This window comes from Microbacterium sp. Root1433D1 (genome assembly GCF_001426835.1).
Classification (GTDB): Bacteria; Actinomycetota; Actinomycetes; order Actinomycetales; family Microbacteriaceae; genus Microbacterium; species Microbacterium maritypicum.
In genome coordinates this window covers 817,823-839,378 of record NZ_LMFN01000002.1, presented here as the reverse complement: position 1 = coordinate 839,378, position 21,556 = coordinate 817,823, and the positions used below count along the sequence as shown (strand labels likewise).

At 67.8% G+C, this 21,556-nt stretch carries 22 protein-coding genes; 17 read left to right on the top strand and 5 right to left on the bottom strand.

What is annotated here, in order from left to right:
* The first annotated feature begins 66 nt into the window (after window positions 1–66).
* Window positions 67–2,007: a GDSL-type esterase/lipase family protein gene (locus tag ASD13_RS09950; RefSeq protein ID WP_055868744.1), complete on the top strand. Its 1,941-nt coding sequence runs from the start codon at window positions 67–69 to the stop codon at window positions 2,005–2,007.
* Between the two features lie 19 nt (window positions 2,008–2,026).
* On the opposite strand, the gene ASD13_RS09945 is transcribed toward ASD13_RS09950, so the two are convergent.
* On the bottom strand, window positions 2,027–3,337 hold the full coding sequence (locus ASD13_RS09945; RefSeq protein WP_055868742.1) for a UDP-glucose dehydrogenase family protein: 1,311 nt from the start codon (window positions 3,335–3,337) through the stop codon (window positions 2,027–2,029).
* Window positions 3,338–3,696: 359 nt separating this feature from the next.
* Between ASD13_RS09945 and ASD13_RS09940 the strand changes: the two genes are divergently transcribed.
* The 5 genes from ASD13_RS09940 to ASD13_RS09920 all read left to right on the top strand — a co-directional run bounded on the left by ASD13_RS09940 (window position 3,697) and on the right by ASD13_RS09920 (window position 9,152).
* Window positions 3,697–5,973: a polyribonucleotide nucleotidyltransferase gene (locus ASD13_RS09940; RefSeq protein WP_055868741.1), complete on the top strand. Its 2,277-nt coding sequence runs from the start codon at window positions 3,697–3,699 to the stop codon at window positions 5,971–5,973.
* Between the two features lie 220 nt (window positions 5,974–6,193).
* The gene (locus ASD13_RS09935) at window positions 6,194–7,222 is read left to right on the top strand and encodes an aldo/keto reductase (RefSeq protein WP_055868740.1); all 1,029 of its coding nucleotides are present in this window, start codon (window positions 6,194–6,196) and stop codon (window positions 7,220–7,222) included.
* Between the two features lie 69 nt (window positions 7,223–7,291).
* On the top strand, window positions 7,292–7,894 hold the full coding sequence (locus ASD13_RS09930; protein WP_055868738.1) for a histidine phosphatase family protein: 603 nt from the start codon (window positions 7,292–7,294) through the stop codon (window positions 7,892–7,894).
* A gap of 83 nt (window positions 7,895–7,977) precedes the next feature.
* Window positions 7,978–8,718, top strand: a complete 741-nt coding sequence (gene dapB, locus ASD13_RS09925; RefSeq protein WP_055868737.1) for a 4-hydroxy-tetrahydrodipicolinate reductase — start codon at window positions 7,978–7,980, stop codon at window positions 8,716–8,718.
* Window positions 8,718–9,152 (top strand): hypothetical protein, encoded by a 435-nt coding sequence (locus tag ASD13_RS09920; protein ID WP_017830915.1) that lies wholly within the window; start codon window positions 8,718–8,720, stop codon window positions 9,150–9,152. The genes dapB and ASD13_RS09920 overlap by 1 nt, the downstream gene beginning before the upstream one ends.
* Window positions 9,153–9,166: 14 nt before the next feature.
* Here the strand turns inward: ASD13_RS09920 and ASD13_RS09915 are convergent, their stop codons facing one another.
* The 3 genes from ASD13_RS09915 to ASD13_RS09905 all read right to left on the bottom strand — a co-directional run bounded on the left by ASD13_RS09915 (window position 9,167) and on the right by ASD13_RS09905 (window position 10,673).
* Complete coding sequence (locus ASD13_RS09915; RefSeq protein WP_017830914.1) at window positions 9,167–9,592, bottom strand: OsmC family peroxiredoxin; 426 nt, start codon at window positions 9,590–9,592, stop codon at window positions 9,167–9,169.
* A gap of 81 nt (window positions 9,593–9,673) precedes the next feature.
* Window positions 9,674–10,243, bottom strand: coding sequence for a DUF4395 family protein (locus ASD13_RS09910; protein ID WP_055868735.1), 570 nt, complete (start codon window positions 10,241–10,243; stop codon window positions 9,674–9,676).
* Between the two features lie 19 nt (window positions 10,244–10,262).
* On the bottom strand, window positions 10,263–10,673 hold the full coding sequence (locus ASD13_RS09905) for a thioredoxin family protein (protein ID WP_055868733.1): 411 nt from the start codon (window positions 10,671–10,673) through the stop codon (window positions 10,263–10,265).
* A gap of 119 nt (window positions 10,674–10,792) precedes the next feature.
* Here ASD13_RS09905 and ASD13_RS09900 point away from each other — a divergent pair, with 119 nt between their 5' ends.
* From ASD13_RS09900 to ASD13_RS09890, 3 genes are read left to right on the top strand one after another with little or no spacing between them, the layout of a single operon-like run.
* On the top strand, window positions 10,793–11,602 hold the full coding sequence (locus ASD13_RS09900) for a thymidylate synthase (protein ID WP_055869175.1): 810 nt from the start codon (window positions 10,793–10,795) through the stop codon (window positions 11,600–11,602).
* Complete coding sequence (locus ASD13_RS09895; protein WP_055868731.1) at window positions 11,599–12,075, top strand: dihydrofolate reductase; 477 nt, start codon at window positions 11,599–11,601, stop codon at window positions 12,073–12,075. Before ASD13_RS09900 ends, ASD13_RS09895 begins: the two co-directional genes overlap by 4 nt.
* Complete coding sequence (locus tag ASD13_RS09890) at window positions 12,075–12,836, top strand: SDR family NAD(P)-dependent oxidoreductase (protein ID WP_055868730.1); 762 nt, start codon at window positions 12,075–12,077, stop codon at window positions 12,834–12,836. Before ASD13_RS09895 ends, ASD13_RS09890 begins: the two co-directional genes overlap by 1 nt.
* Before the next feature lie 25 nt (window positions 12,837–12,861).
* Here ASD13_RS09890 and ASD13_RS09885 read toward each other — a convergent pair whose 3' ends face one another.
* A complete protein-coding gene (locus tag ASD13_RS09885) occupies window positions 12,862–13,437 on the bottom strand; it encodes an NUDIX domain-containing protein (RefSeq protein WP_055868728.1) in 576 nt (191 codons plus the stop codon).
* A gap of 83 nt (window positions 13,438–13,520) precedes the next feature.
* Between ASD13_RS09885 and dapA the strand changes: the two genes are divergently transcribed.
* The 8 genes from dapA to ASD13_RS09845 all read left to right on the top strand — a co-directional run bounded on the left by dapA (window position 13,521) and on the right by ASD13_RS09845 (window position 21,354).
* Window positions 13,521–14,498: a 4-hydroxy-tetrahydrodipicolinate synthase gene (gene dapA, locus ASD13_RS09880; RefSeq protein WP_017830907.1), complete on the top strand. Its 978-nt coding sequence runs from the start codon at window positions 13,521–13,523 to the stop codon at window positions 14,496–14,498.
* Window positions 14,499–14,551: 53 nt separating this feature from the next.
* On the top strand, window positions 14,552–16,228 hold the full coding sequence (locus ASD13_RS09875) for a ribonuclease J (RefSeq protein ID WP_055868726.1): 1,677 nt from the start codon (window positions 14,552–14,554) through the stop codon (window positions 16,226–16,228).
* 72 nt (window positions 16,229–16,300) lie between these two features.
* On the top strand, window positions 16,301–16,795 hold the full coding sequence (locus tag ASD13_RS09870) for a GNAT family N-acetyltransferase (RefSeq protein ID WP_055868724.1): 495 nt from the start codon (window positions 16,301–16,303) through the stop codon (window positions 16,793–16,795).
* A 73-nt stretch (window positions 16,796–16,868) separates the two neighbouring features.
* Complete coding sequence (locus ASD13_RS09865) at window positions 16,869–19,604, top strand: DNA translocase FtsK (RefSeq protein ID WP_055868722.1); 2,736 nt, start codon at window positions 16,869–16,871, stop codon at window positions 19,602–19,604.
* Entirely contained in the window at window positions 19,604–20,179 is a 576-nt protein-coding gene (gene pgsA / locus ASD13_RS09860) for a CDP-diacylglycerol--glycerol-3-phosphate 3-phosphatidyltransferase (protein WP_017830903.1), read from the top strand. Before ASD13_RS09865 ends, pgsA begins: the two co-directional genes overlap by 1 nt.
* Complete coding sequence (locus tag ASD13_RS09855) at window positions 20,176–20,661, top strand: CinA family protein (protein WP_055868720.1); 486 nt, start codon at window positions 20,176–20,178, stop codon at window positions 20,659–20,661. The genes pgsA and ASD13_RS09855 overlap by 4 nt, the downstream gene beginning before the upstream one ends.
* Window positions 20,662–20,802: 141 nt before the next feature.
* Window positions 20,803–21,111, top strand: coding sequence for a helix-turn-helix domain-containing protein (locus ASD13_RS09850; RefSeq protein ID WP_017830901.1), 309 nt, complete (start codon window positions 20,803–20,805; stop codon window positions 21,109–21,111).
* An 18-nt stretch (window positions 21,112–21,129) separates the two neighbouring features.
* Window positions 21,130–21,354: a DUF3046 domain-containing protein gene (locus ASD13_RS09845; protein WP_055868718.1), complete on the top strand. Its 225-nt coding sequence runs from the start codon at window positions 21,130–21,132 to the stop codon at window positions 21,352–21,354.
* Window positions 21,355–21,556: the final 202 nt, after the last annotated feature.

The following is a 21,556-nucleotide window of genomic DNA, read 5'->3' as shown; positions in this document are numbered from 1 at the left end:
GTGAACATCTGGTGCGCAGGGGCGTCTGCGGCGAACACGGCCCCCGAGGCCCGTCATCCTGGGGCTGTGAGAGTAGCGATCGTCACGGAGTCCTTTCTTCCGCACATGAACGGCGTCACCGGTTCGGTGCTGCAGATCCTTCGCCACCTCGAACGGCGAGGACACGAGGCGCACGTGATCGCGCCCGCCGCCGTCGGCGCACCGACCGAGATCAGCGGGGCCAGGATCGAAGTGATCCCCAGCCTCCCGCTCCCGGGGTACCGTCACGTCAGGGTGGGCACGTCGAGCGCCCGCCGCGTCGCCGCCTCGCTCGCGCGCTTCCAGCCCGATGTGGTGCACCTCGCCTCTCCGTTCGCTCTGGGCTGGCGAGGGGTGCTCGCGGCCGAACGCCTGGACCTCCCCGCGGTCGCCGCGTATCAGACCGACGTCGCGGCGTACACCGAGCGCTACGGGATCGCCGCCACCACAGGTATCGCCCACACCCACATCACCCGTCTCCACCGGCGCGCGACGATGACTCTGGCGCCATCGGCGGATGCGGCCCAGCAACTCGCCGCGCTCGGCATCGATCGCGTCCGACGCTGGGGGAGAGGAGTCGATGCCGAGCGTTTCCACCCCTCCCGGCGAGAGAGCGCGCTCCGCGCCGGCTGGGGCGCCGAAGTCGTCATCGGCTACGTCGGACGCCTCGCTCCCGAGAAGCAGGTCGAAGACCTCGCCGCGCTCCGTGGCATCCCGGGGACGCGTCTGGTGATCGTCGGGGACGGACCCAGCAGAGCGCGGCTGGAGAGCCGGCTCCCCGATGCCCTGTTCCTCGGCCACCTCGAAGGCGGAGCGCTGGCGGCAACGATGGCGTCGTTCGACCTGTTCGTGCACCCGGGAGAGAGTGAGACCTTCGGGCAGACCCTGCAGGAAGCACACGCGAGCGGCGTCCCCGTCGTCGCCACGGGTCGCGGCGGCCCGCTCGACCTCGTGCGCATGGGGATCGACGGATGGCTGTATCGGCCGGGAGACCTCGACGACCTGCGGATGCGCGTGGCCGACCTCGCCGGAGATACGCGCAAGCGACGCGCGTTCGGCGAGGCGGGCCGCGACGCCGTGCAGGAACGCAGCTGGGAGAGCGTCTGCGATCAGCTCCTCGACCACTTCGCGGAGGCACGACGGTTGCACGCGGCGGACACCGGGGCTCGCGCTCGCCGCATCGTGCGCCCCGAGTCGCCCGCACCGGTCGCTGCCCGCCGATGGCAGCGCTACGTCGCGCTCGGGGACTCCCTCACCGAAGGACTCTGCGACCCGGCCCCGGACGGAGCCCTGCGAGGGTGGGCCGACCGCCTCGCGCTGCTGCTCGCTGCCAGGGGAGGCCTGCACTACGCGAACCTGGCCATCCGCTCGAAGCGCGTGCAGGACCTGTCCGGCCCCCAACTGGCGAGGGCGCTCGAGCTGCGGCCCGACCTCGTGTCGATCCTGATCGGAGCCAACGACCTCGTGAAGCGCCGTGTCGATGTCGCCGCGCTCGCCGCCGAGGTCGAAGGGGCGGTGCGGCAGCTGCGGGGGATCGGCGCCGACGTGCTCCTGGTCACCCCGTTCCTGCCCGGCCGACGCGCTGCAGCCCTCTATACCCGGCGGTTCTCCGCCTTCGCCACCGCGCTGACGGGGATCGCGACCCGCACCGGGGCGATCCTGATCGATACGGATCTGCACCCCTCGCTGGCCGAGCGTCCGAACTGGGGGGAAGACCTCGTGCACCTGAGCAGCCGAGGCCACCGCTTCCTCGCCTACCGGGCCGGTGAGATGCTCGGGGTGCCCGATGCCGACGCGCTCGGAGCGCTCGATGCCGCGATGCACGAGCACGAGCCCATCGGCGCGGGGGTGTGGTGGCGTCGGCACGCGCTGCCCTGGGTCTGGCGTCGTCTGCACGGTCGCGCAGCCGGTGACGGGAGGGTCGCGAAGCACGACGACTACGTCTACCTCGGTCGGTCGTCCGCTGCGCGTTCCGCGTTCGTGGGGTGACCTCGGCCAGGGCGGGCGGTCAGCGTCGCCCCATGCCGTGATACTGCCAACCGGCGGCGCGCCAGGCGGCGGAGTCGAGACAGTTGCGGCCGTCGACGATGATCCGTCCGCGCACGAGAGCGCCGGCATGTTCGGGGGAGAGGTCGCGGCGGTACTCGTCCCACTCGGTGACGACGACGACGGCATCGGCTTCCCTCAGGGCGTCGTCACGGTCGCGGGCATAGCCGAGCTGAGGGTGAAGAGCCGCCGCGTTGTCGAGTGCGGCCGGATCGGTCACGACGACGTCCGCACCCAGCCCCCGCAGGCGGACGGCGACGTCGAGGGCAGGGGAGTCGCGGATGTCGTCGCTGAAGGGTTTGAAGGCGGCGCCGAGCACGGCGATCCTGCGGCCGAACACCAGTCCGCCCAGGGCGTCGACCACGATCTGCACCGCTCGGTCGCGACGCCGGAGGTTGATCGCGTCGACTTCGCGCAGGAAGCCGACCGCTTCCCCTCGACCGAGTTCCTCCGCCCGGGCGGTGAACGCTCGGATGTCCTTCGGGAGGCAGCCCCCGCCGAAGCCGATGCCCGCGCCCAGGTATCGTCGCCCGATCCGGGTGTCGTGGCCGAGCGCGTCGGCGAGCAGAGCGACGTCGGCGCCCGACGCTTCCGCGATCTCCGCCATCGCGTTGATGAACGAGATCTTGGTGGCGAGGAAGGCATTGGCCGCGCCCTTCACGAGTTCGGCCGTCGCGAGGTCCGTGACCAGGAAGGGCGTCCCGGCGTCGATGCTCGAGGCGTACACCTCTCGAAGCACGCCGACGGCGCGCTCTCCGGCGGCATCCGCCTCGGCGCCGACCACGAGGCGATCCGGTGTCAGGGTGTCGTGCACCGCCCATCCCTCGCGGAGGAACTCGGGGTTCCACACGAGTGCGGCTCCGGCGGCGACGACGCGCTCCGCCAGTACTGCGGCTGTTCCCACCGGCACGGTCGACTTGCCCGCCACCACGTCTCCCGCACGCAGGTGGGGGAGCAGGGCGTCGAGCGCCGCGTGGACGTAGTGGAGGTCCGCGGCGTGACCTCCAGGAATCTGAGGGGTCCCGACGGCGAGGAAGTGCACCTGCGCACCCGCGGCGTCCGCCATCCGGCTGCTGAAGCGCAGCCGTCCCGAGCTCAGGCCGTCGGCGAGGAGCTCCGAGAGCCGCGGCTCGAAGAACGGCGCCGATCCGGCGGCCAGAGCGCTCACCTTCTGCTCATCGACGTCGATGCCGATGACGTCGTGTCCGATCGAGGCCATGGCGGCGGCGTGCACGGCACCGAGGTACCCGCAGCCGATCACTGACAAGCGCATGGCTCCACCACAGCGGATGCTCCCCACGCTGGAGCATCCGCGCGGTGAACGGGCTGTGACCGGCCGATGTCGTATCCGCGATGCGTGATGACGCGCAGGATTCGAGGTCCGCGCTGGTAGGGTGGATGAGGTTGACGTGTGTCAACTGCACAATTTCACATCGACTCATGGAGCGATCGGCGGAGAAGCTGGTCCCCTGTGGTGGGTTCCTCGGCGCGTGTCGGGTGGCTTTCTACTGGTGGCCAGCGCAGGCGAGATTCGCGGGAGTGCCCGCGCGCCCGAACCCTTCCGTTCCGCTCCTTTGAACACGCTCGCGCGTCACATGGATTCGCGAGTCTAAACAAAGAAGGAGAGACCTCTTGGAAGGTCCTGAAATCACCGCCACCGAGGCCGTTCTCGACAACGGCCGCTTCGGCACCCGCACCATCCGCTTCGAGACCGGCCGCCTCGCGCAGCAGGCTCAGGGCGCAGTCGCCGCGTACCTCGACGGCGAGACCATGCTCCTCTCGGCCACCAGCGCAGGAAAGCACCCGCGCGAAGGCTTCGACTTCTTCCCGCTGACGGTCGACGTCGAGGAGCGTTCCTACGCTGCCGGCAAGATCCCGGGCTCGTTCTTCCGCCGCGAGGGTCGTCCCTCCACCGAGGCGATCCTGGTCTGCCGTCTGATCGACCGCCCGCTGCGCCCGTCGTTCGTCGACGGACTGCGCAACGAGGTCCAGGTCGTCATCACCGTCATGTCGATCGCACCGGGCGAGTTCTACGACGCGCTCGCGATCAACGCGGCTTCCGCGTCGACCCAGATCTCGGGTCTGCCGTTCTCCGGCCCCGTCGCCGGTGTGCGCCTCGCGTTCATCCCCGGCCAGGGCGAGCACGCCGACCAGTGGGTCGCGTTCCCGAACGCGGAGCAGGTCAGTGAGGCTGTGTTCGACCTGATCGTCGCCGGTCGCGTCGTCACCAAGGCCGATGGCTCGGAAGACGTCGCCATCATGATGGTCGAGGCTGAGGCCACCGAGGGCAGCTGGAACCTGATCAAGGCCGGCGCCACCAAGCCCGATGAGGCTGTCGTGGCCCAGGGTCTCGAGGCATCGAAGCCCTTCATCGCGCAGCTCGTCAAGGCTCAGGCCGAGCTCGCCGCCACCGCGTCGAAGGAGCCGGGCGTGTACCCGGTCTTCCCCGCATACAGCGACGAGGTCTACAGCTTCGTCTCCGAGCGCGCGTTCGCCGAGCTCAGCGACGTCTACCAGATCGCCGACAAGGTCGAGCGTCAGACCGCTGACGATGCGATCAAGGACCGTGTCAAGGCAGAGCTCATCGAGGCAACAGAGGCGGGTTCGCTCCCGGCTGCGGCTCCGCTCGAGTTCTCCGCCGCGTACAAGTCCGTCACGAAGAAGATCGTCCGCGGACGCATCCTCACCGAGGGCGCTCGCATCGACGGTCGCGGACTCGCGGACATCCGTCCGCTCGACGCCGAGGTGCAGGTCATCCCGCGCGTGCACGGCTCCGCGATCTTCCAGCGCGGCGAGACCCAGATCCTGGGTGTCACCACGCTGAACATGCTCAAGATGGAGCAGCAGATCGACTCGCTGTCGCCCGTCACGAGCAAGCGCTACATGCACCACTACAACTTCCCGCCCTACTCGACCGGTGAGACCGGCCGCGTGGGTTCGCCGAAGCGTCGCGAGATCGGGCACGGCTTCCTCGCCGAGCGCGCGCTCGTGCCGGTTCTGCCGAGCCGTGAGGAGTTCCCGTACGCGATCCGTCAGGTGTCCGAGGCGCTAAGCTCCAACGGTTCCACCTCGATGGGTTCCGTCTGTGCATCGACGCTGTCGCTGCTCAACGCGGGTGTGCCGCTGCGTGCGGCCGTCGCCGGTATCGCCATGGGTCTCGTCTCCGACGAGGTCAACGGCGAGACTCGGTACGCCGCGCTGACCGACATCCTGGGTGCTGAGGATGCTCTCGGCGACATGGACTTCAAGGTCGCGGGTACCAGCGAGTTCGTCACGGCCATCCAGCTGGACACGAAGCTCGACGGCATCCCGACGTCGGTGCTCACCGGCGCGCTGACCCAGGCCCGTGACGCTCGTCTGACGATCCTCAACGTCCTGAACGCCGCGATCGACGCTCCTGACGAGATGGCGCCCACCGCGCCCCGCGTCATCAGCGTGCAGATCCCCGTCGACAAGATCGGCGAGCTGATCGGCCCGAAGGGCAAGACGATCAACGCGATCCAGGACGAGACCGGTGCGCAGATCTCCATCGAGGAGGACGGCACCGTCTACATCGGCGCGACCGATGGTCCGTCGGCCGAGGCCGCTCGTGCCCAGGTCAACGCGATCGCCAACCCGACCAATCCGGAGATCGGCGAGCAGTTCCTCGGAACCGTCGTGAAGATCGCCACCTTCGGTGCGTTCGTCTCGCTGCTCCCGGGCAAGGACGGCCTGCTCCACGTCACCGAGGTGCGCAAGCTCGCCGGTGGCAAGCGGGTCGAGAACGTCGATGACGTGCTCTCGGTCGGCCAGAAGATCCTCGTGAAGATCACGAAGATCGACGACCGTGGCAAGCTCTCGCTCGAGCCCGTCCTCGACGACGCTCCGGCCGCTGACGCAGCGCCCGCAGAGGACGCTGCCGCCGAGTAAGCGCACGCTCTGAACCGGAACCCGGGTTCCTCCGCACAGGAGGGGCCCGGGTTCTGTCGCGCCGTGGTGTGATCAAATCGTTATCGGACGTTTCCGCGCCGTTCCCTGGATTGGTCGGGACGTTCGGCGAATTCGCCTACTCTCGAAGTACGCACCGGGGGGTGCAGATCCAGCAGGTACGCAGGTCGGCACGCACCGATCGATGCGGGGGTGAGAGAGTATGCGGTTGTTCAGCGTAGGCGCAGGAGCGTCGGATGAACGCGCCCGACAGGGTGTCGCCGAGCATCCCTCTGCACCCATCCCGATCGTCGGCCCCGGCATAGGGGAGACCATCCGTGTCGCCCTCGGCGAAACCGGCTTCGAGACGTTCCCGCTCATGCTGGGTGCTGCGGAGTTCGGCTGGAACGTCGATCTCGAGACCAGCCACGGCATCCTCGACCGCTACGTGGAGTTCGGTGGCAACGCGATCCACACCGCCGACGGCTTCTCCGGCGGGCGCAGCGAGCACATCATCGGGCAGTGGCTGCGTTCGCGGGGACAACGTGATCGCAGCGTCGTCAGCGTTCGGGTCGGGGCGCATGCCGACAACCCAGGTCTCGGCTCGGTCAACCTCGTGCGCGCGGTCGAGGGCTCTCTGACGAGGCTGGGTGTCGATCGCATCGACGTCCTCTATCTCGACGCCACGCTCGATGCGACCACCAACCTCGAGGACACGCTGGCGACCGTCGAATGGATGACCGAGGCCGGGAAGATCGGTGCCCTGGGTGCCTTCGGCTTCGCGCCGGAGCGTCTGGTGGAAGCCCGTATCCTCGCTTCGGCCGGCTATCCGCGCATCCAGGTGATCGACGCGCCGTACAATCTCGTCCGTCGCCAGCCGTTCGAAGGCGATCTTCGACTCGTCGCCGGTGCGCAGAACCTCGCCGTGACGCCCTCCCATGCGCTCGAGCACGGTTTCCTCTCCGGGCGACACCGCAGCAAGGCGCTGACCTCACGCGGTGTGCGGGGCGAACAGCTGCGCGGGCATCTCAACCGTCGCGGGATCAAGATCCTGCGGGCGCTCGATCAGGTCGCCGAAGAGGTGAGCGCTCCCGTCGCGGCGGTCTCCATCGCGTGGCTGCTTGCTCAGCGCACGATCGCGGCCCCCATCGTGAACGCCTTCGCGAGCGATCACGTCGACGAGCTCGTGCAGGGAGCCGGCGTGTCGCTCTCACGCAGCCAGGTCGCCGAGCTCACCCGGGCAGGGAACTGAGCATCGTCCCACCCGTGACATAGGGTGGAAGGGAGGCCCGGCGGATGCTGGCGATGAAGCGAGCGAGTTGTGACGCACTACATATATCTGGTCAGACACGGTGAACATCAGGATGCAGAGCATGGTCTCGCCGACGGACCCCTCTCCCCTCGGGGACAGCGTCAGGCGGAGTTGATCGCCGACCGGCTGTCGGGGCTTCCTCTCGATGCGGTCTGGCATTCGCCTCTGCTGCGCGCCAACGAGACGGCGCGGGCGATCGCGGCTCGTCTGCCGTCGGTCGACCCGGAGCCGACCGCACTGCTGTTCGACTGCGTGCCCACCGGTATGACCGATGAGACCCCGTCCGTGTTCGAGCCGTTCTTCGGCTCCATCACCGAGGCGGAGATCGAGGCGGGCCGGGCGCAGATGTCCGACGCCGTGAACGAGTTCCTCGTGCGCAAGACCGGCGACGTGCACGAGGTGCTCATCACGCACAACTTCGTCATCTCCTGGTTCGTCCGCGAGGTGCTGGCCGCCCCCGAATGGCGATGGATGACGCTGAACCAGTCGCACTGCGGCCTGACCGTCATCGCCCAGAAGCAGGGGCGCCCGTGGACGCTGCTCACCCACAACGACACCGGGCATCTTCCGGTCGAACTGCGCACGGGCATCCCCGACGCGCTCCTGGTCTGAGCCGTCCGCTCGCGGCGGACGACTGCGTGACGGACCCGCGCGCCCCGGGCCTGACTCGGTCGCCCGCGAAATAGACTGAGCGCATGACCACGCAGGTAGCACTCGTCGGCGGAACCGGGAAACTCGGCTCGATCATCCGTGCGGTGATCGACGAGCTCGAAGGCTTCGAGGTGAGCCGCGTGCTCACCTCCTCGAGTGATCTCTCCGAACTCGACGGCGCCGACCTGGTGGTCGATGCGTCGACGCCCCAGGTGAGCGTCGAGGTCGTGCGGGCCGCGGTCGAGCACGGCATCAACGTGCTGGTCGCCACCTCGGGCTGGTCCTCCGAGCGCATCGCCCTCGTGCGTCCCCTCGTCGAAGCCGCCGGCACCGGCGCGGTCTTCATCCCCAACTTCTCGCTGGGCTCGGTCCTCGGATCCGCACTGGCTTCTGCCGCAGCGCCTTTCTTCGGATCCGCGGAGATCATCGAGGCACACCGTGAGACCAAGATCGACTCACCGAGCGGGACAGCCGTGCGCACCGCCGAGCTGATCGCCGCCGCTCGCGCGGATCAAGGCCCGGTCAGTGCACCGCACGCCGATCAGCGCGCACGTGGACAGCAGGTCGGCAGCGTGCCGATCCATTCGCTGCGCCGTCCCGGCGTCGTCGCCAAGCAGGAGGTCATCCTCTCCGGCCCCGGTGAATCGCTCACGTTCACCCACGACACGATCGACTCGGCGCTCGCCTACGCCCCCGGCATCCGGCTCGCCGTGCCGTTCGCGGTGAAGGCCACCGGTGTGTTCGTCGGTCTCGAGCACATGATCGACATCGGCATCCGGTCGTGATGTCGCGTATCGGCGTCGCGCTCATGGCAGCGGCGCTGCTGGTCTACCTCGCCGTCGCGATCTGGCTCGCGGTGATGTTCATCTCGGTCGGCACCCCGGTCTCGATCGGCATGGGCATCACTCTTCTCGTGCTGGCACCGATCGGAGCCTGGGCACTCGTCCGCGAGATGATGTTCGGCTTCGGTGCCGACCGGCTGGGGCGCCTTCTCGACGCGGAAGGCGGGATGCCACCGGTCGAGACCGAGTTGACCCCCAGCGGAAGGATCGCTCGCGCCGACGCGGATCCGCTCATCGCGCGGTACACCGCGGAGGCGGATGCCGCAGGCGACGACTGGCGTGCGCGCTACCGGCTCGGCGTCGTCCAGGATGCGGCCGGCCGCCGCAAGGATGCCAGGGCCAGCATCCGCGAGGCGATCCGCCTCGCTCGACGCTGACCCCGACGGCATGCTCAGGCGAGCGTGGCCTCGAGGGTGATGTCGATCCCGGCGAGCGCCTGAGACACCGGGCATCCGGTCTTGGCGCCGTTCGCGATCTCCTGGAACGCCTCGGGCGTGAGGTTCGGGACCGTCGCGTTGACATTGAGGTGGCTGCCGGTGATGCCGACGCCGGGCTTGAAGGTGACCGATGCCGTCGTGTTGACGCGCTCCGGCGGGGTTCCGTTCTCGGCGAGGGCGTGCGAGAGCGCCATGCTGAAGCACGACGCGTGCGCGGCGGCGATGAGCTCCTCCGGCGTCGTCGTGGTGTCGCTGCCTTCGCTGCGGGCCTTCCAGTTGATCGGGAAGGTGCCCAGGCTCGACGACGAGAACGCGACCGTGCCGGATCCCTCCATGAGCGATCCGGTCCAGGTGCTGGCGGCTTCGCTGGTGACGGGCATGATTCCTCCGGTTCTCGCACTGCGGGCGCAGCATCGACTCGTGGTCAGCCTAGCGATCGTCCCTCTGCCGGGGAACAGTCGTCAGGAGGCGGGCGCTTCACCTCCGATGAGGCCCGCGCGCTGCAGCAGGAGGTAGAGCTGGCAGCCCAGGCAGAACGCGAACGCGGCGTTGAGGAAGGCGGCCAGGAACGCGGCCGCCGTCGCGATCGGGAGAGCCCACGCGACGCCGAGGAGGTGCAGGACGAGGCCGATTCCCACGACGACGAGTCCGACACCCTGCGAGAACCGCGGCGGACGCGGATCCTCGAGTTCGGTGGGCGGCGTCAGGCGTGGTCGCACCACTGAGCGGAAGAGCGCACCCCAGGGCGCCGTCCGCGGCGACACGAGCCCCCACAGGAACAGCAGCGCGATGACGAGTGCCAGGAGGAAACCGGGGTCGAGGGCACGCTGGGCGAGGGATACCGAGGCGATCGCCCATCCGGACGGCGTGAAGGTGGCATCGGCGAGCGGCTGGTAGGCGAACCAAACGGTGCCGCCCCTGGCCGTCGAGATCCCGATCAGTGCCAGGAACGTCGCCAGCAGCAGCAGGACCGCGGTGATCGCAGCGGCGAATCGTGGGCCTCGGGGGTCGATGCCTGCGGGAATGCTCATGGGGCTCCAGTCTTTCCGCTCACACGGCGGCGAGGGCGTCGGTGAGCGCGTGGCGGTCGGGGACACCGTGGAATCGTGCGCGGACGGCGCCGGAATCGTCGACCACGAAGGTCGTCGGCGTCTGCAGGACTCGGTAGCGAGCCGAGAGATCCGGGCGGTGCGTCAGATCCACCTCCAGATGACGGAGGTCGTCGTGCTCGGCCGCGTAGGCGCCGAGCAACCGTCTCACCTGGGGGCACCGTGCGCACATCTCCGTGCTGAACTGCACCAGTGTCGCTCGGGAACCGAGTTCGGCTGCGGCATCTGCGGGGTCGAAGAGGAGGGCGCCGCCGTCGCGTCGTCGTCCATCGCGACGGCGCAGCACGATGCCGACGATCGTCGCGAGCACGAGGAGTGCGGCGGCGATCCCCAGGGCGGCTGCGGGCGACATAGGTCGAGAATATGTCGTGCGGTGAAGGGGCATGGCCGATGTTTCCGACCATGACGAACGTCCCACGCCCGGGAGCTCATCCGCCCGTGGGAGGTGAGGGTGGCGGTATCGTGGCTTTCATGAGCGCAGCCGTCCCGACTCCTTACGAAGACCTGCTCCGCGACGTGCTGGAGAGCGGCACGCACAAGTCCGATCGCACCGGAACGGGAACGACGAGCGTCTTCGGTCGACAGATCCGCTTCGACCTGTCGAAGGGATTCCCGCTCATCACCACCAAGCGTGTGCACTTCAAGTCCATCGCGTACGAGCTCCTCTGGTTCCTGCGTGGCGATTCCAATGTGGGGTGGCTCCGCGACAACGGCGTCACGATCTGGGATGAGTGGGCAGACGAGTCCGGCGACCTGGGGCCGGTCTACGGGGTGCAGTGGCGGTCGTGGCCCACCCCGGACGGCGGGAGCATCGACCAGCTCTCCGAGGTCATCGAGCAGATCCGCCGCTCGCCCGACTCCCGGCGGCTCATCGTCTCGGCCTGGAACCCCGCTGACATCCCCGACATGGCTCTCGCTCCCTGCCACGCCCTGTTCCAGTTCTACGTCGCCGACGGCAAGCTCTCCTGCCAGCTCTACCAGCGCAGCGCCGACATGTTCCTCGGCGTGCCCTTCAACATCGCCTCGTATGCGTTGCTCACGATGATGATCGCCCAGCAGGTCGGCTTGGAGGCCGGAGACTTCGTGTGGACGGGCGGCGACTGCCACGTCTACGACAATCACGTCGAGCAGGTGCGTGAGCAGCTCAGCCGAGACCCCTACGAGTATCCGACGCTGCGCTTCGCTCGGAAGCCGGAATCGATCCTCGACTACCGCTACGAGGACTTCGTGGTGGAGAACTACCAGCACCACGCGGCGATCAGGGCGGCGGTGGCGGTATGACCTGGGTCGGGCTGATCTGGGCCGAGGCCCACGGCGGCGTGATCGGCGCCGAGGGCGGGATGCCCTGGCACGTGCCGGAAGACCTGGCGCATTTCAAGGACGTCACCCTCGGCGCGCCCGTGGTGATGGGCCGCAAGACCTGGGATTCGCTTCCGGAGCGCTTCCGACCGCTCGCCGGCCGCGACAACATCGTGGTGACTCGGCAGCAGGACTGGTCCGAGGACGGTGCGCGCCGAGCGGCCACGGTCGCGGAAGCCGTGCGCGGGCTCGACAGGGCATGGATCATCGGCGGTGCGGAGATCTTCCGCCAGGTGATCGGTGACGCGGATCGGCTGGAGGTCACCGAACTCGATCTCGACGTCGCCGGCGACGCCTACGCGCCGGCCAAGACGGGCTGGCGACTCGTCGACGAGGGGGAGTGGCGCACCTCACGCACCGGTATCCGCTACCGCTTCCTCGGATACGAGCGCTGATGCCCACTGCACTGATCACCGGAGCCAGCGCCGGACTGGGCGCAGAGTTCGCTCGTCAGCTCGCGCGGCGTCGCGCCGATCTCGTCTTGGTGGCGAGGTCGGAGGAGGCTCTCGCGGAGCTGGGTGCGCAACTGCGGAGCGAGTACGGTGTCGCGGTCGAGATCATCGCCGCCGACCTCGCGGATGAGAGCGGTGTGGAGAAGGTCGCCGAGCGGTTGCGCGACGCGGCTGACCCGGTCGACCTCCTGGTGAACAACGCCGGGTTCGGTCTTCCCCTGCAGTTCGCCGACAACGACATCGACGACGAGGTGCGTCACCTGCGGGTGCATGTCGAAGCATCGATGCGTCTCATGCACGCGGCGCTGCAGTCCATGCGCGGCCGCGGCGGGCGCATCATCAACGTGGCGTCGGTCGCGGGGTTCATCTCGCGGTCGACGTACTCCGCCTGCAAGGCGTGGTTGATCGGTTTCAGCCGCTGGGCGAACGCCGAGTACGGCCGTGACGGCGTCTCCGTGACGGCGTTGTGCCCGGGATTCACTCATACGTCGTTCCACGAGCGCATGGGGCTCGCGGTCGGTGACGAGGGTGTTCCCGCCATCATGTGGCTGAATGCGCGCGACGTCGTCCGCGTCGGTCTGCGTGATGCGGCCCGCGGCAAGTCCGTCTCGGTGCCGTCGCTGCGCTACAAGGTGCTCGTGGCGCTGACGCGCGTCCTGCCGAGCTCGCTGACATCTGGTGTGGCGCGTCGGGGCCGCGTCTGACCCTGGCGCGTGCGATCCGCAGAGGTCAGCGGAAACGGCCGAGCCGGATCCCTGCCTTCGCGATCGCGGCTATCGACTCCCCATCGGTGATCGTGCCGTCAGCGATCATGCCCAGCACGGTCTCGAACGGAACCCATGAGACGGCCTGGATGCCCTCTTCGGCCTGAGTCTCAGCAGTGCGCGCGTCGCCCCCGCCGGACGCCTCTTCGTCTTCTGCGGCAGGTCGGAGGTCGCGTGCGAGGAAGACGTGTTCGGCGGCCTCGGCGATACCGTTCAGCGCGTGCATGGTGCCCAGCGGCACCCAGTCACCGGCCTCGAAGCCGGTCTCCTCGCGAAGTTCCCGCCGGGCCGCGACGAGCGGAGCCTCACCGTCGCTGCCTCCCGCAGGCACCTCGATGGTGGTGCCCACGGTGTAGCGGTCGATCGTGACGAGACAGATGCGGTCGTCGTCATCCACAGCGACGATGAAGACCGCCGGATGCTGCATGGTGACGACACCGTAGATGCCGTCGTCACCGGCCGGTCCTGTCACCCGATCCTCACGCACACGGATCCAGGCGTTCTCGTACTTCGTCTCGCTGTCTCGTGTGACCCATGCCATCCTTCGAGCGTACGGCGCACCTGCGACCTCATCCGCGTCACCGCGTCCGCATGAGCGGCAGTCGAACCTATACGCTTGGGTCTATGACGCATTCGGGCAACCCTTTCGGACAGGTTCTCGTCGCGCTCGTCACTCCGATGACGGCCGACGGTGAAGTCGATTGGCCCGCCGTCGAGAAGCACATCGATGACGTGATCACCGCGGGAGCGGACGGCATCGTCGTGACGGGGACGACCGGCGAGACCTCGACCCTGACGGACCCCGAGAAGCTCAAGCTCGTCGAGGTCGGCAGATCCGTCTCCGCCGGTCGCGCCAAGATCATCACCGGCGGTGGCTCCAACGAGACCGCCCACGCGATCGAGCTCTACAAGGCCAGCGAGAAGGCCGGCGCCGACGGCATCATGATCGTCACGCCGTACTACAACAAGCCGACTCAGGCCGGCATCCTCACGCACTTCCGTCTGGTCGCCGACGCGACCGACCTCCCGGTGATCCTTTACGACATCCCCGGCCGCACGGGTGTGCCGATCAAGTACGAGACCATCCTGCGTCTCGCGAAGCACCCGAACATCCTCGCCGTGAAAGACGCCAAGGGCGACTTCTCCGAGGTGAGCCGCGTGCTCAACCAGACCGACCTGATGTACTTCTCAGGCGACGACGCGAACGTGCTCCCGCACCTCGCGATCGGGGCCACCGGCCTCATCGGTGTGACGGCGAACGTCGCCGCTGCGCCGTACCGCACGATCATCGACGCGGTGAACGCGGGCGATCTCGCCACCGCCACCGCAGAGCACAAGCGCCTCGAGCCGCTCGTGCGCGCGGTGATGACGCACGTTCCGGGAACGGTCGCGGCCAAGTACATCCTGCACGGACTCGGCCGCATCTCGAGCCCGCGCGTCCGACTTCCCCTGGTCGGCCCCGAGGAATGGGAGGCCGCGCTCATCGAAGATGAACTCGACCTGGTCCAGAACGTCCCCGGTGCCGACTTCTCGAACTTCCGCCCCGACCGCAACGCGGCCGCGGGTGGTGCCCTGCCCAAGGTGCACGGCACGACGCGCTGAGTCGCGTCGCCACGAACGAACGGACGCGCGGAGTGTCCGACTGAGGAGACAGCATGTCCATTCCCCTGGTAGAACCGACCGCTCTCGAAGACGGGACGCTGCGGGTCGTCCCGATCGGCGGCCTCGGCGAGATCGGTCGCAACATGACCATGTTCGAGTACGACGGCAAGATCCTGATCGTCGACTGCGGCGTGCTCTTCCCTGAGGAGCACCAGCCCGGTGTCGACCTGATCCTGCCGGACTTCGAGCCGATCCGCGATCGCCTGGATGACATCGTCGGCGTGGTGCTGACGCACGGACACGAGGACCACATCGGCGCGGTGCCGTATCTGCTGCGCCTGAAGAGCGACATCCCGCTGATCGGATCCGGGCTCACCCTGGCACTGGTCGAGGCGAAGCTCAAGGAGCATCGCATCAAGGCCTTCACCCTCACGGTGAAGGAAGGTCAGCAGGAGCGGGTCGGTCCGTTCGACCTGGAGTTCGTCGCGGTCAACCACTCGATCCCGGATGCGCTGGCCGTCGCCATCCGCACGCCCGCAGGCATGGTGCTCGCCACCGGTGACTTCAAGATGGATCAGCTGCCGCTGGATGGCCGCATCACCGACCTGCGCGCATTCGCCCGCCTCGGTGAAGAGGGTGTGGATCTGTTCCTCGTCGACTCGACGAACGCCGATGTCCCCGGCTTCACGCCGACGGAGCGCTCCATCGGTCCCGTGCTCGACCAGGTGATCGCGAAGGCGCCTCGTCGTGTCATCGTCGCGAGCTTCTCCAGCCACGTCCACCGTGTGCAGCAGGTGATCGACGCGGCGCACGCCAACGGTCGCCGCGTCGCATTCCTCGGCCGCAGCATGGTGCGCAACATGACGATCGCGGAGCAGCTCGGCTACCTGAAGGTGCCGGACGGAGTCCTCATCGACTTCAAGAAGGCCCGCGACCTCCCCGACGAGCAGATCGTCTACATGTCCACCGGCTCCCAGGGCGAGCCGATGGCGGTGCTCAGCCGTATGGCGAACATGGACCACGCGATCGAGATCAGTGAGGGCGACACGGTCATCCTCGCCTCCAGCCTCATCCCGGGCAACGAGAACGCGGTCTATCGCGTGATCGACGGGCTCACCAAGCTCGGTGCCAACGTCGTCCACAAGGCCAACGCGAAGGTGCATGTCTCCGGGCATGCCGCGGCGGGCGAACTGATCTACTGCTACAACATCCTGAAGCCGAAGAACGTCCTCCCGGTCCACGGCGAGTACCGGCACCTGATCGCCAACGCCAAGCTGGCGCAGGACACCGGCGTCCCCGAGGAGAACACGATCATCGCCTCCAACGGCACCGTGATCGATCTCAAGGACGGGGTCGCGAAGGTCACCGGTCAGCTCGACCTCGGATTCGTGTACGTCGACGGCTCCACCGTCGGCGAGATCACCGATGCCGACCTCAAGGATCGCCGTATCCTCGGCGAGGAGGGCTTCATCTCGGTGATCGTGGTTGTGGATGCCGGCACCGGCCGCATCATCTCCGGACCGGAGATCCACGCGCGCGGCGTCGCCGAGGACGATTCGGTGTTCGACGACGTGACGCCGAAGATCATCGCGGCGCTCAAGGAGGCATCGGGCAACGGCGTTCGTGACACCCATGCGCTGTCGCAGGTCGTTCGACGCACGATCGGTCGCTGGGTGAACCAGCGGCTGCGTCGTCGTCCGATGATCGTTCCGCTCGTCATCGAGGCGTGACGCTGGGGCGTCTGCTCCCCGCTCACGGGTAGCCGTCACGTCGATGTAACACCGCGGGCCTATGCTCGCGTCATGTACAGGGACTTCTCCCTTCGCAGGGCGGCGCAGGCGGATGCGATGTTCCTCGGCGACATGCTCGTCGAGGCCGCCAATTGGCGTGCCGGGGGAGTGCGTCCGCGGCACGAGGTGCTGACCTCTGCCGACCACAGGCGCTACCTCGCGGGGTGGAAGCGCATGGCCGACGACGGACTGGTGGCCACCGCTTCGGACGACGTCCCAGTCGGGGCCGCGTGGTATCGGGTGCTCCCGCAGGACGCCCCGGGGTTCGGCTTCATCGGCGTCGCCGTCCCGGAGCTGATCATCGGAGTGCATCCCCTCTGGCGTGCGCGCGGCGTCGGACGCTCGCTGCTACGCGGCATCGTGCACCTCGCCGGCTCTCAGGGACATGCGCGCATCAGCCTGAGCGTCGAACGGGACAACTTCGCGCGCAACCTGTATCGCGCCGAGGGCTTCGCCGTGGTGAGGGAGGGCGAGAGCCGGGACACGATGGCGCGCGGCACGGCGTAGCCGCGCCCTCTCGGATCCGGGGAAAGCCGCGTCATTACGCGGAGATGTCGGCTGGTGGACGTAACGTGAGAGCATGGCCAGGAGTACCACGAAGACAGAGAGCGCGTCGACCAGCGCACCGTCGCGCTCCAAGCGGCAGACGGCTCCCAAGGCCCCACCCGCTCGCAAGGCGCAGCCCGCTCCCAAGAAGTACATCGACGAGGCAGACAAGCCGCCGGTCGCTGTCCGGGCCTGGGTCGGGCTGGCGCACGGCGTCGGCGGACTCTTCCGCGCGTTCGGCCCTGAGACCCTCGAGAAAGACGATCGTCGCGACGGTTTCCCTTTCCTCCTCGTGCTCCTCGCCGTGCTGGGCGCGGTCAACGAGTGGTTCTTCATCGGCAACGAGGTCGCTGCGAACATCAGCGCGTACTCCGTCGGAGGGCTGATCGGACGGGTCGCGTTCGTGATGCCCGTGCTTCTGCTCCTGCTCGCCGGATGGTTGTTCCGTCACCCTTCGTCAGTTCATGACAACGGCCGTATCGGCATCGGGTTCGGTCTGTTTGTGCTGACCCTCGCCGGCTTCTGCCATGTCGCGGGAGACGGCCCTCAGCCCAAGGAGGGCATGCTCGCATTGAGCGAGTCCGGCGGGCTGTTCGGATGGATGCTCGGACAGCCGCTGAGCTACCTCACCGACATTCCCGCGTACATCGTGCTGTCGCTGCTTGCGACACTCAGCATCCTGATCCTCACCAAGACACCGCCGAACCGCATCGGCGCCCGCCTCGGCGACCTGTACGCCTGGATGTTTGACGCCGAACGCCCGGAGAGGCCTGCCAAGGACGCTGCGGCGATCGACGACGCCGACAAGGTCGACGACCCCGACGTGCTGCCCTGGTGGCGGCGCAACAAGACCGGTCGGGAAGAAGATCCCGACGAGGGCACCCTCGGCTCGGATGACATCACGGCGCTGCTCACGACCTCCGATCCGACTCCCGCCTACGACCAGGCGGTCGTCGTCGAGAACCCTTATGACGCGGCCACCGAGGTGCTGTCCGATGTGAGGTCCGTCGCCGACTCCCTCGCGGAGCAGCAGACCACGGCGCTCCTCGACGACTCCTCCGACACCGGAGAGGTGCCGGAGCTTCCCGGCCTCGACGGCTTCGGCACCGAGGGCCCTGGCGACCGCGGACCGCAGGCTCCCGTGACGCCGTACATCCTGCCCTCTCCCGGCCTCCTGGTCGAAGGTCCACCGCCGGTGATGCGCTCCGAGGCCACTGACAAGGTGATCGAGCAGATCACCAGTGTGCTGTCGCAGTTCAAGGTCGATGCGAAGGTCACCGGGTTCTCCCGCGGACCGACGGTCACGCAGTACGAGGTCGAGGTCGGCCACGGCGTCAAGGTCGAGAAGATCCTGCAGCTGAGCAACAACTTCGCCTACGCGGTGGCATCGAACGACGTCCGCATCCTCTCGCCGATCCCCGGCAAGAGCGCGATCGGCATCGAGATCCCCAACGCCGACAAGGAGATGGTGGCGCTCGGCGACGTGCTGCGCTCGCCCGTCGCGCAGAAGAGTACGCACCCGATGACGATCGGCGTCGGCAAAGACGTCGGCGGCAACATCGTCATCGCGAACCTCGCCAAGATGCCCCACCTCCTGGTCGCCGGTTCCACAGGCTCTGGTAAGTCGAGCTTCGTGAACTCCATGATCACGAGCCTGCTGATGCGCGCTCGCCCCGCCGACGTGCGCATGGTGCTGATCGACCCGAAGCGCGTGGAGCTCACCAGCTACGCCGGTGTCCCGCACCTGATCACGCCCATCATCACGAACCCCAAGAAGGCGGCGGAAGCGCTGCAGTGGGTCGTGAAGGAGATGGACATGAGGTACGACGACCTCGCATCCTTCGGCTTCCGTCACATCGACGACTTCAACCGTGCCGTGCGTGCGGGCGAGGTCGAGCTGCCGGTGGGCAGTGAGCGCGTTCTGAAGCCGTACCCGTACCTCCTGGTCGTGGTCGATGAGCTCGCCGACCTCATGATGGTCGCCCCTCGCGACGTGGAGGACTCGATCGTGCGCATCACGCAGCTGGCGCGAGCCTCCGGCATCCACCTCGTCCTCGCGACGCAACGTCCGAGTGTCGACGTCGTCACCGGACTCATCAAGGCGAACGTCCCCTCTCGTCTGGCCTTCGCCGTCACCAGCGTCACCGACAGCCGCGTCATCCTCGACAGCCCCGGCGCCGACAAGCTCATCGGTCAGGGTGATGCGCTGTTCTCGCCCATGGGCTCGTCCAAGCCGTTCCGTCTGCAGGGCGCCTGGGTCGACGAGAAGGAGATCGACGCGGTCGTCAAGCACGTCACCCGTCAGGCACGTCCGGACTACCGTCCCGATGTGCAGGAGGCGATGGAGCCGACCAAGAAGAAGGAAGTCGACGAGGACATCGGCGACGACCTGGAGCTGCTGCTCGCGGCCGCCGAGCTCATCGTCTCGTCCCAGTTCGGCTCGACGTCGATGCTCCAGCGCAAGCTTCGTGTCGGCTTCGCGAAAGCCGGTCGCCTCATGGACCTGCTGGAGTCGCGCGAGATCGTCGGTCCGTCCGAGGGATCCAAGGCGCGAGACGTGCTGGCCACGGCCGAGCAGCTCCCGCAGGTCATGGCGAAGCTCCGCGGCGACGACGTGCCGGCCTCGCCGTCGTCATCGGCAACCCCTGCCGCTCCGCCCGTCCCGCCCCTGCCTCAGTCACATGATCCGATCGCGGCCCAGTACGAGGGGCTTCCCGAGGTGGAGGCCGAGGGCGACGAAGACGCCTGGGGCCTGACGGGACGCGACTGATGGCCATTCCTCGGCAGCTTCCCAACGCCATCACCGTCGCGCGCATCCCGCTGGCGGTCGTCTTCTTCATCCTCTTGCTGCTGGGCGGCCAGTACGGCCTTCCCGACCCCGGCCTCCGTTGGGCCGCCGCGATCATCTTCATCGTCGGCATCTCGACGGACTGGGTCGACGGCTACCTCGCACGCAAGTACGACATCGTCAGCGACTTCGGCAAACTCTGGGATCCCATCGCCGACAAGATGCTCACGGGCGCTGGGTTCATCGGGCTCGCCATCCTGGGCGAGGTCAGCTGGTGGATCGTGGCGATCATCCTGGTGCGCGAGTGGGGGATCACGATCCATCGGCTCATGGTCGCCAGCGAGCATGTCGTCGCCGCGGCCTGGATGGGCAAGATCAAGACGGCATTCCAGGGGGTCGCGCTCGGCTGGGCACTGCTTCCGTTGCACTACCTCATCGGTCTCGACGCCTGGACGCTGATCACCTTCATCCTCATGCTCATCGTCCTGGTGCTCACGGTGGTGAGCGGCATCGACTACATCGTGGCGCAGGTGCGGGGTTCGCGCCGGAAGCCATGAGCGAAGAGAGCGCCGCGGTCCTCGCAGCGCTGGGTCGGCGCGGGTGGACGCTCGGGATCGCCGAATCGCTGACAGGTGGCGCTCTGTGCGCGGATGTCGTCGCCATCCCCGGCGCATCCGCGGTGCTTCTCGGGGGCGTCGTGGCCTACGCGACGCCGGTGAAGGCGACCGTGCTGGGAGTGGACGCGGCTCTTCTGGCCGCACACGGACCGGTGCACCCGCAGGTCGCTCTGCAGATGGCCGACGGCGTCAGAGACGTGGTCGGTGTCGGGGGTGTGCCAGCCGATGTAGGCGTGTCGACGACGGGGATCGCCGGCCCGGACTCCCCGGACGGCCAGCCGGTCGGCACTGTGCACATCGGAGTCGTGACCCCTGTAGCGTCGCGGACCACGGCCTTCCACTTCAGCGGGGACCGCGACGCGATCCGGGCGCAGGCCGTGGCAGCAGCACTCCGAGAGGTGCTCGCGGTGGTGGCGGAATAGTGACGCCCTCGGCCTGGTTATCTCTCTTGTGCTCACACTAAAACCACAGAGTGCAGGGGTAGATTCTGTGCAGGCCAGGGGTACTAGACTGGCTGTCTCATCGGGGGAGACCTCGAACGATCACTTGGGGAGGAGGTTCCGATGATTCTTGTTCGACAGGAAATCGGCGATGTGCTGAGGGACTTCCGCCTGCAGAAGGGGCGCACGCTCCGGCAGGTCGCAAGCAAGGCATCGGTTGCCCTCGGCTACCTCAGTGAGGTCGAGCGCGGGCAGAAGGAGGCGTCGAGCGAGATCCTCGCATCCGTCGCCGATGCGCTCGACGTTCCCATCTCGACGATCATGCGCGAGGTCGGAGATCGCATCTCCGTGCTCGAGGGCATCCAGGTGTTCCCGGACGTCGTTCCGGACGACCTCGTGGCCTCGATCGAACCCCAGCTCTCTCTGCACTGACCCACGGTCAGGCCAGCGATGCGTCGTAGCGAGTTCCTCCGCGCCGTCGAGACAGAGTTCCAGGCGCGTGCCTCCTCTCTGGTGAACGACCTCGGTCTCAGCGCCGTCGGCGGCCGTACGGCTGTGGAAGCGCTGGCCGACGGCACTCCACCGCGCGAGATCTGGTTGGCGCTGTGCGCCGAGATGGATGTGCCGGAGAACAGGCGGCATGGCGTCGGCAGGCAAGAGCCGCGCGGACGCTGACCCGTCTCTCGATGTCCGATGCCTACGGGACACGCGATGAGATCCACGGCGTGTCGTCGAAGATCTGTTCGAAGCGGGCGTAGTCTTCTGCACAAGTGGTTCAGGGAATCTGTTCTCCACGGTATGTGAGCTCGCGGCGTCGATGTCGGTGGCCTCTCCTACGGTGGAAAACGAGCCGAAGAGCCATTACGCCTTGTCGGAG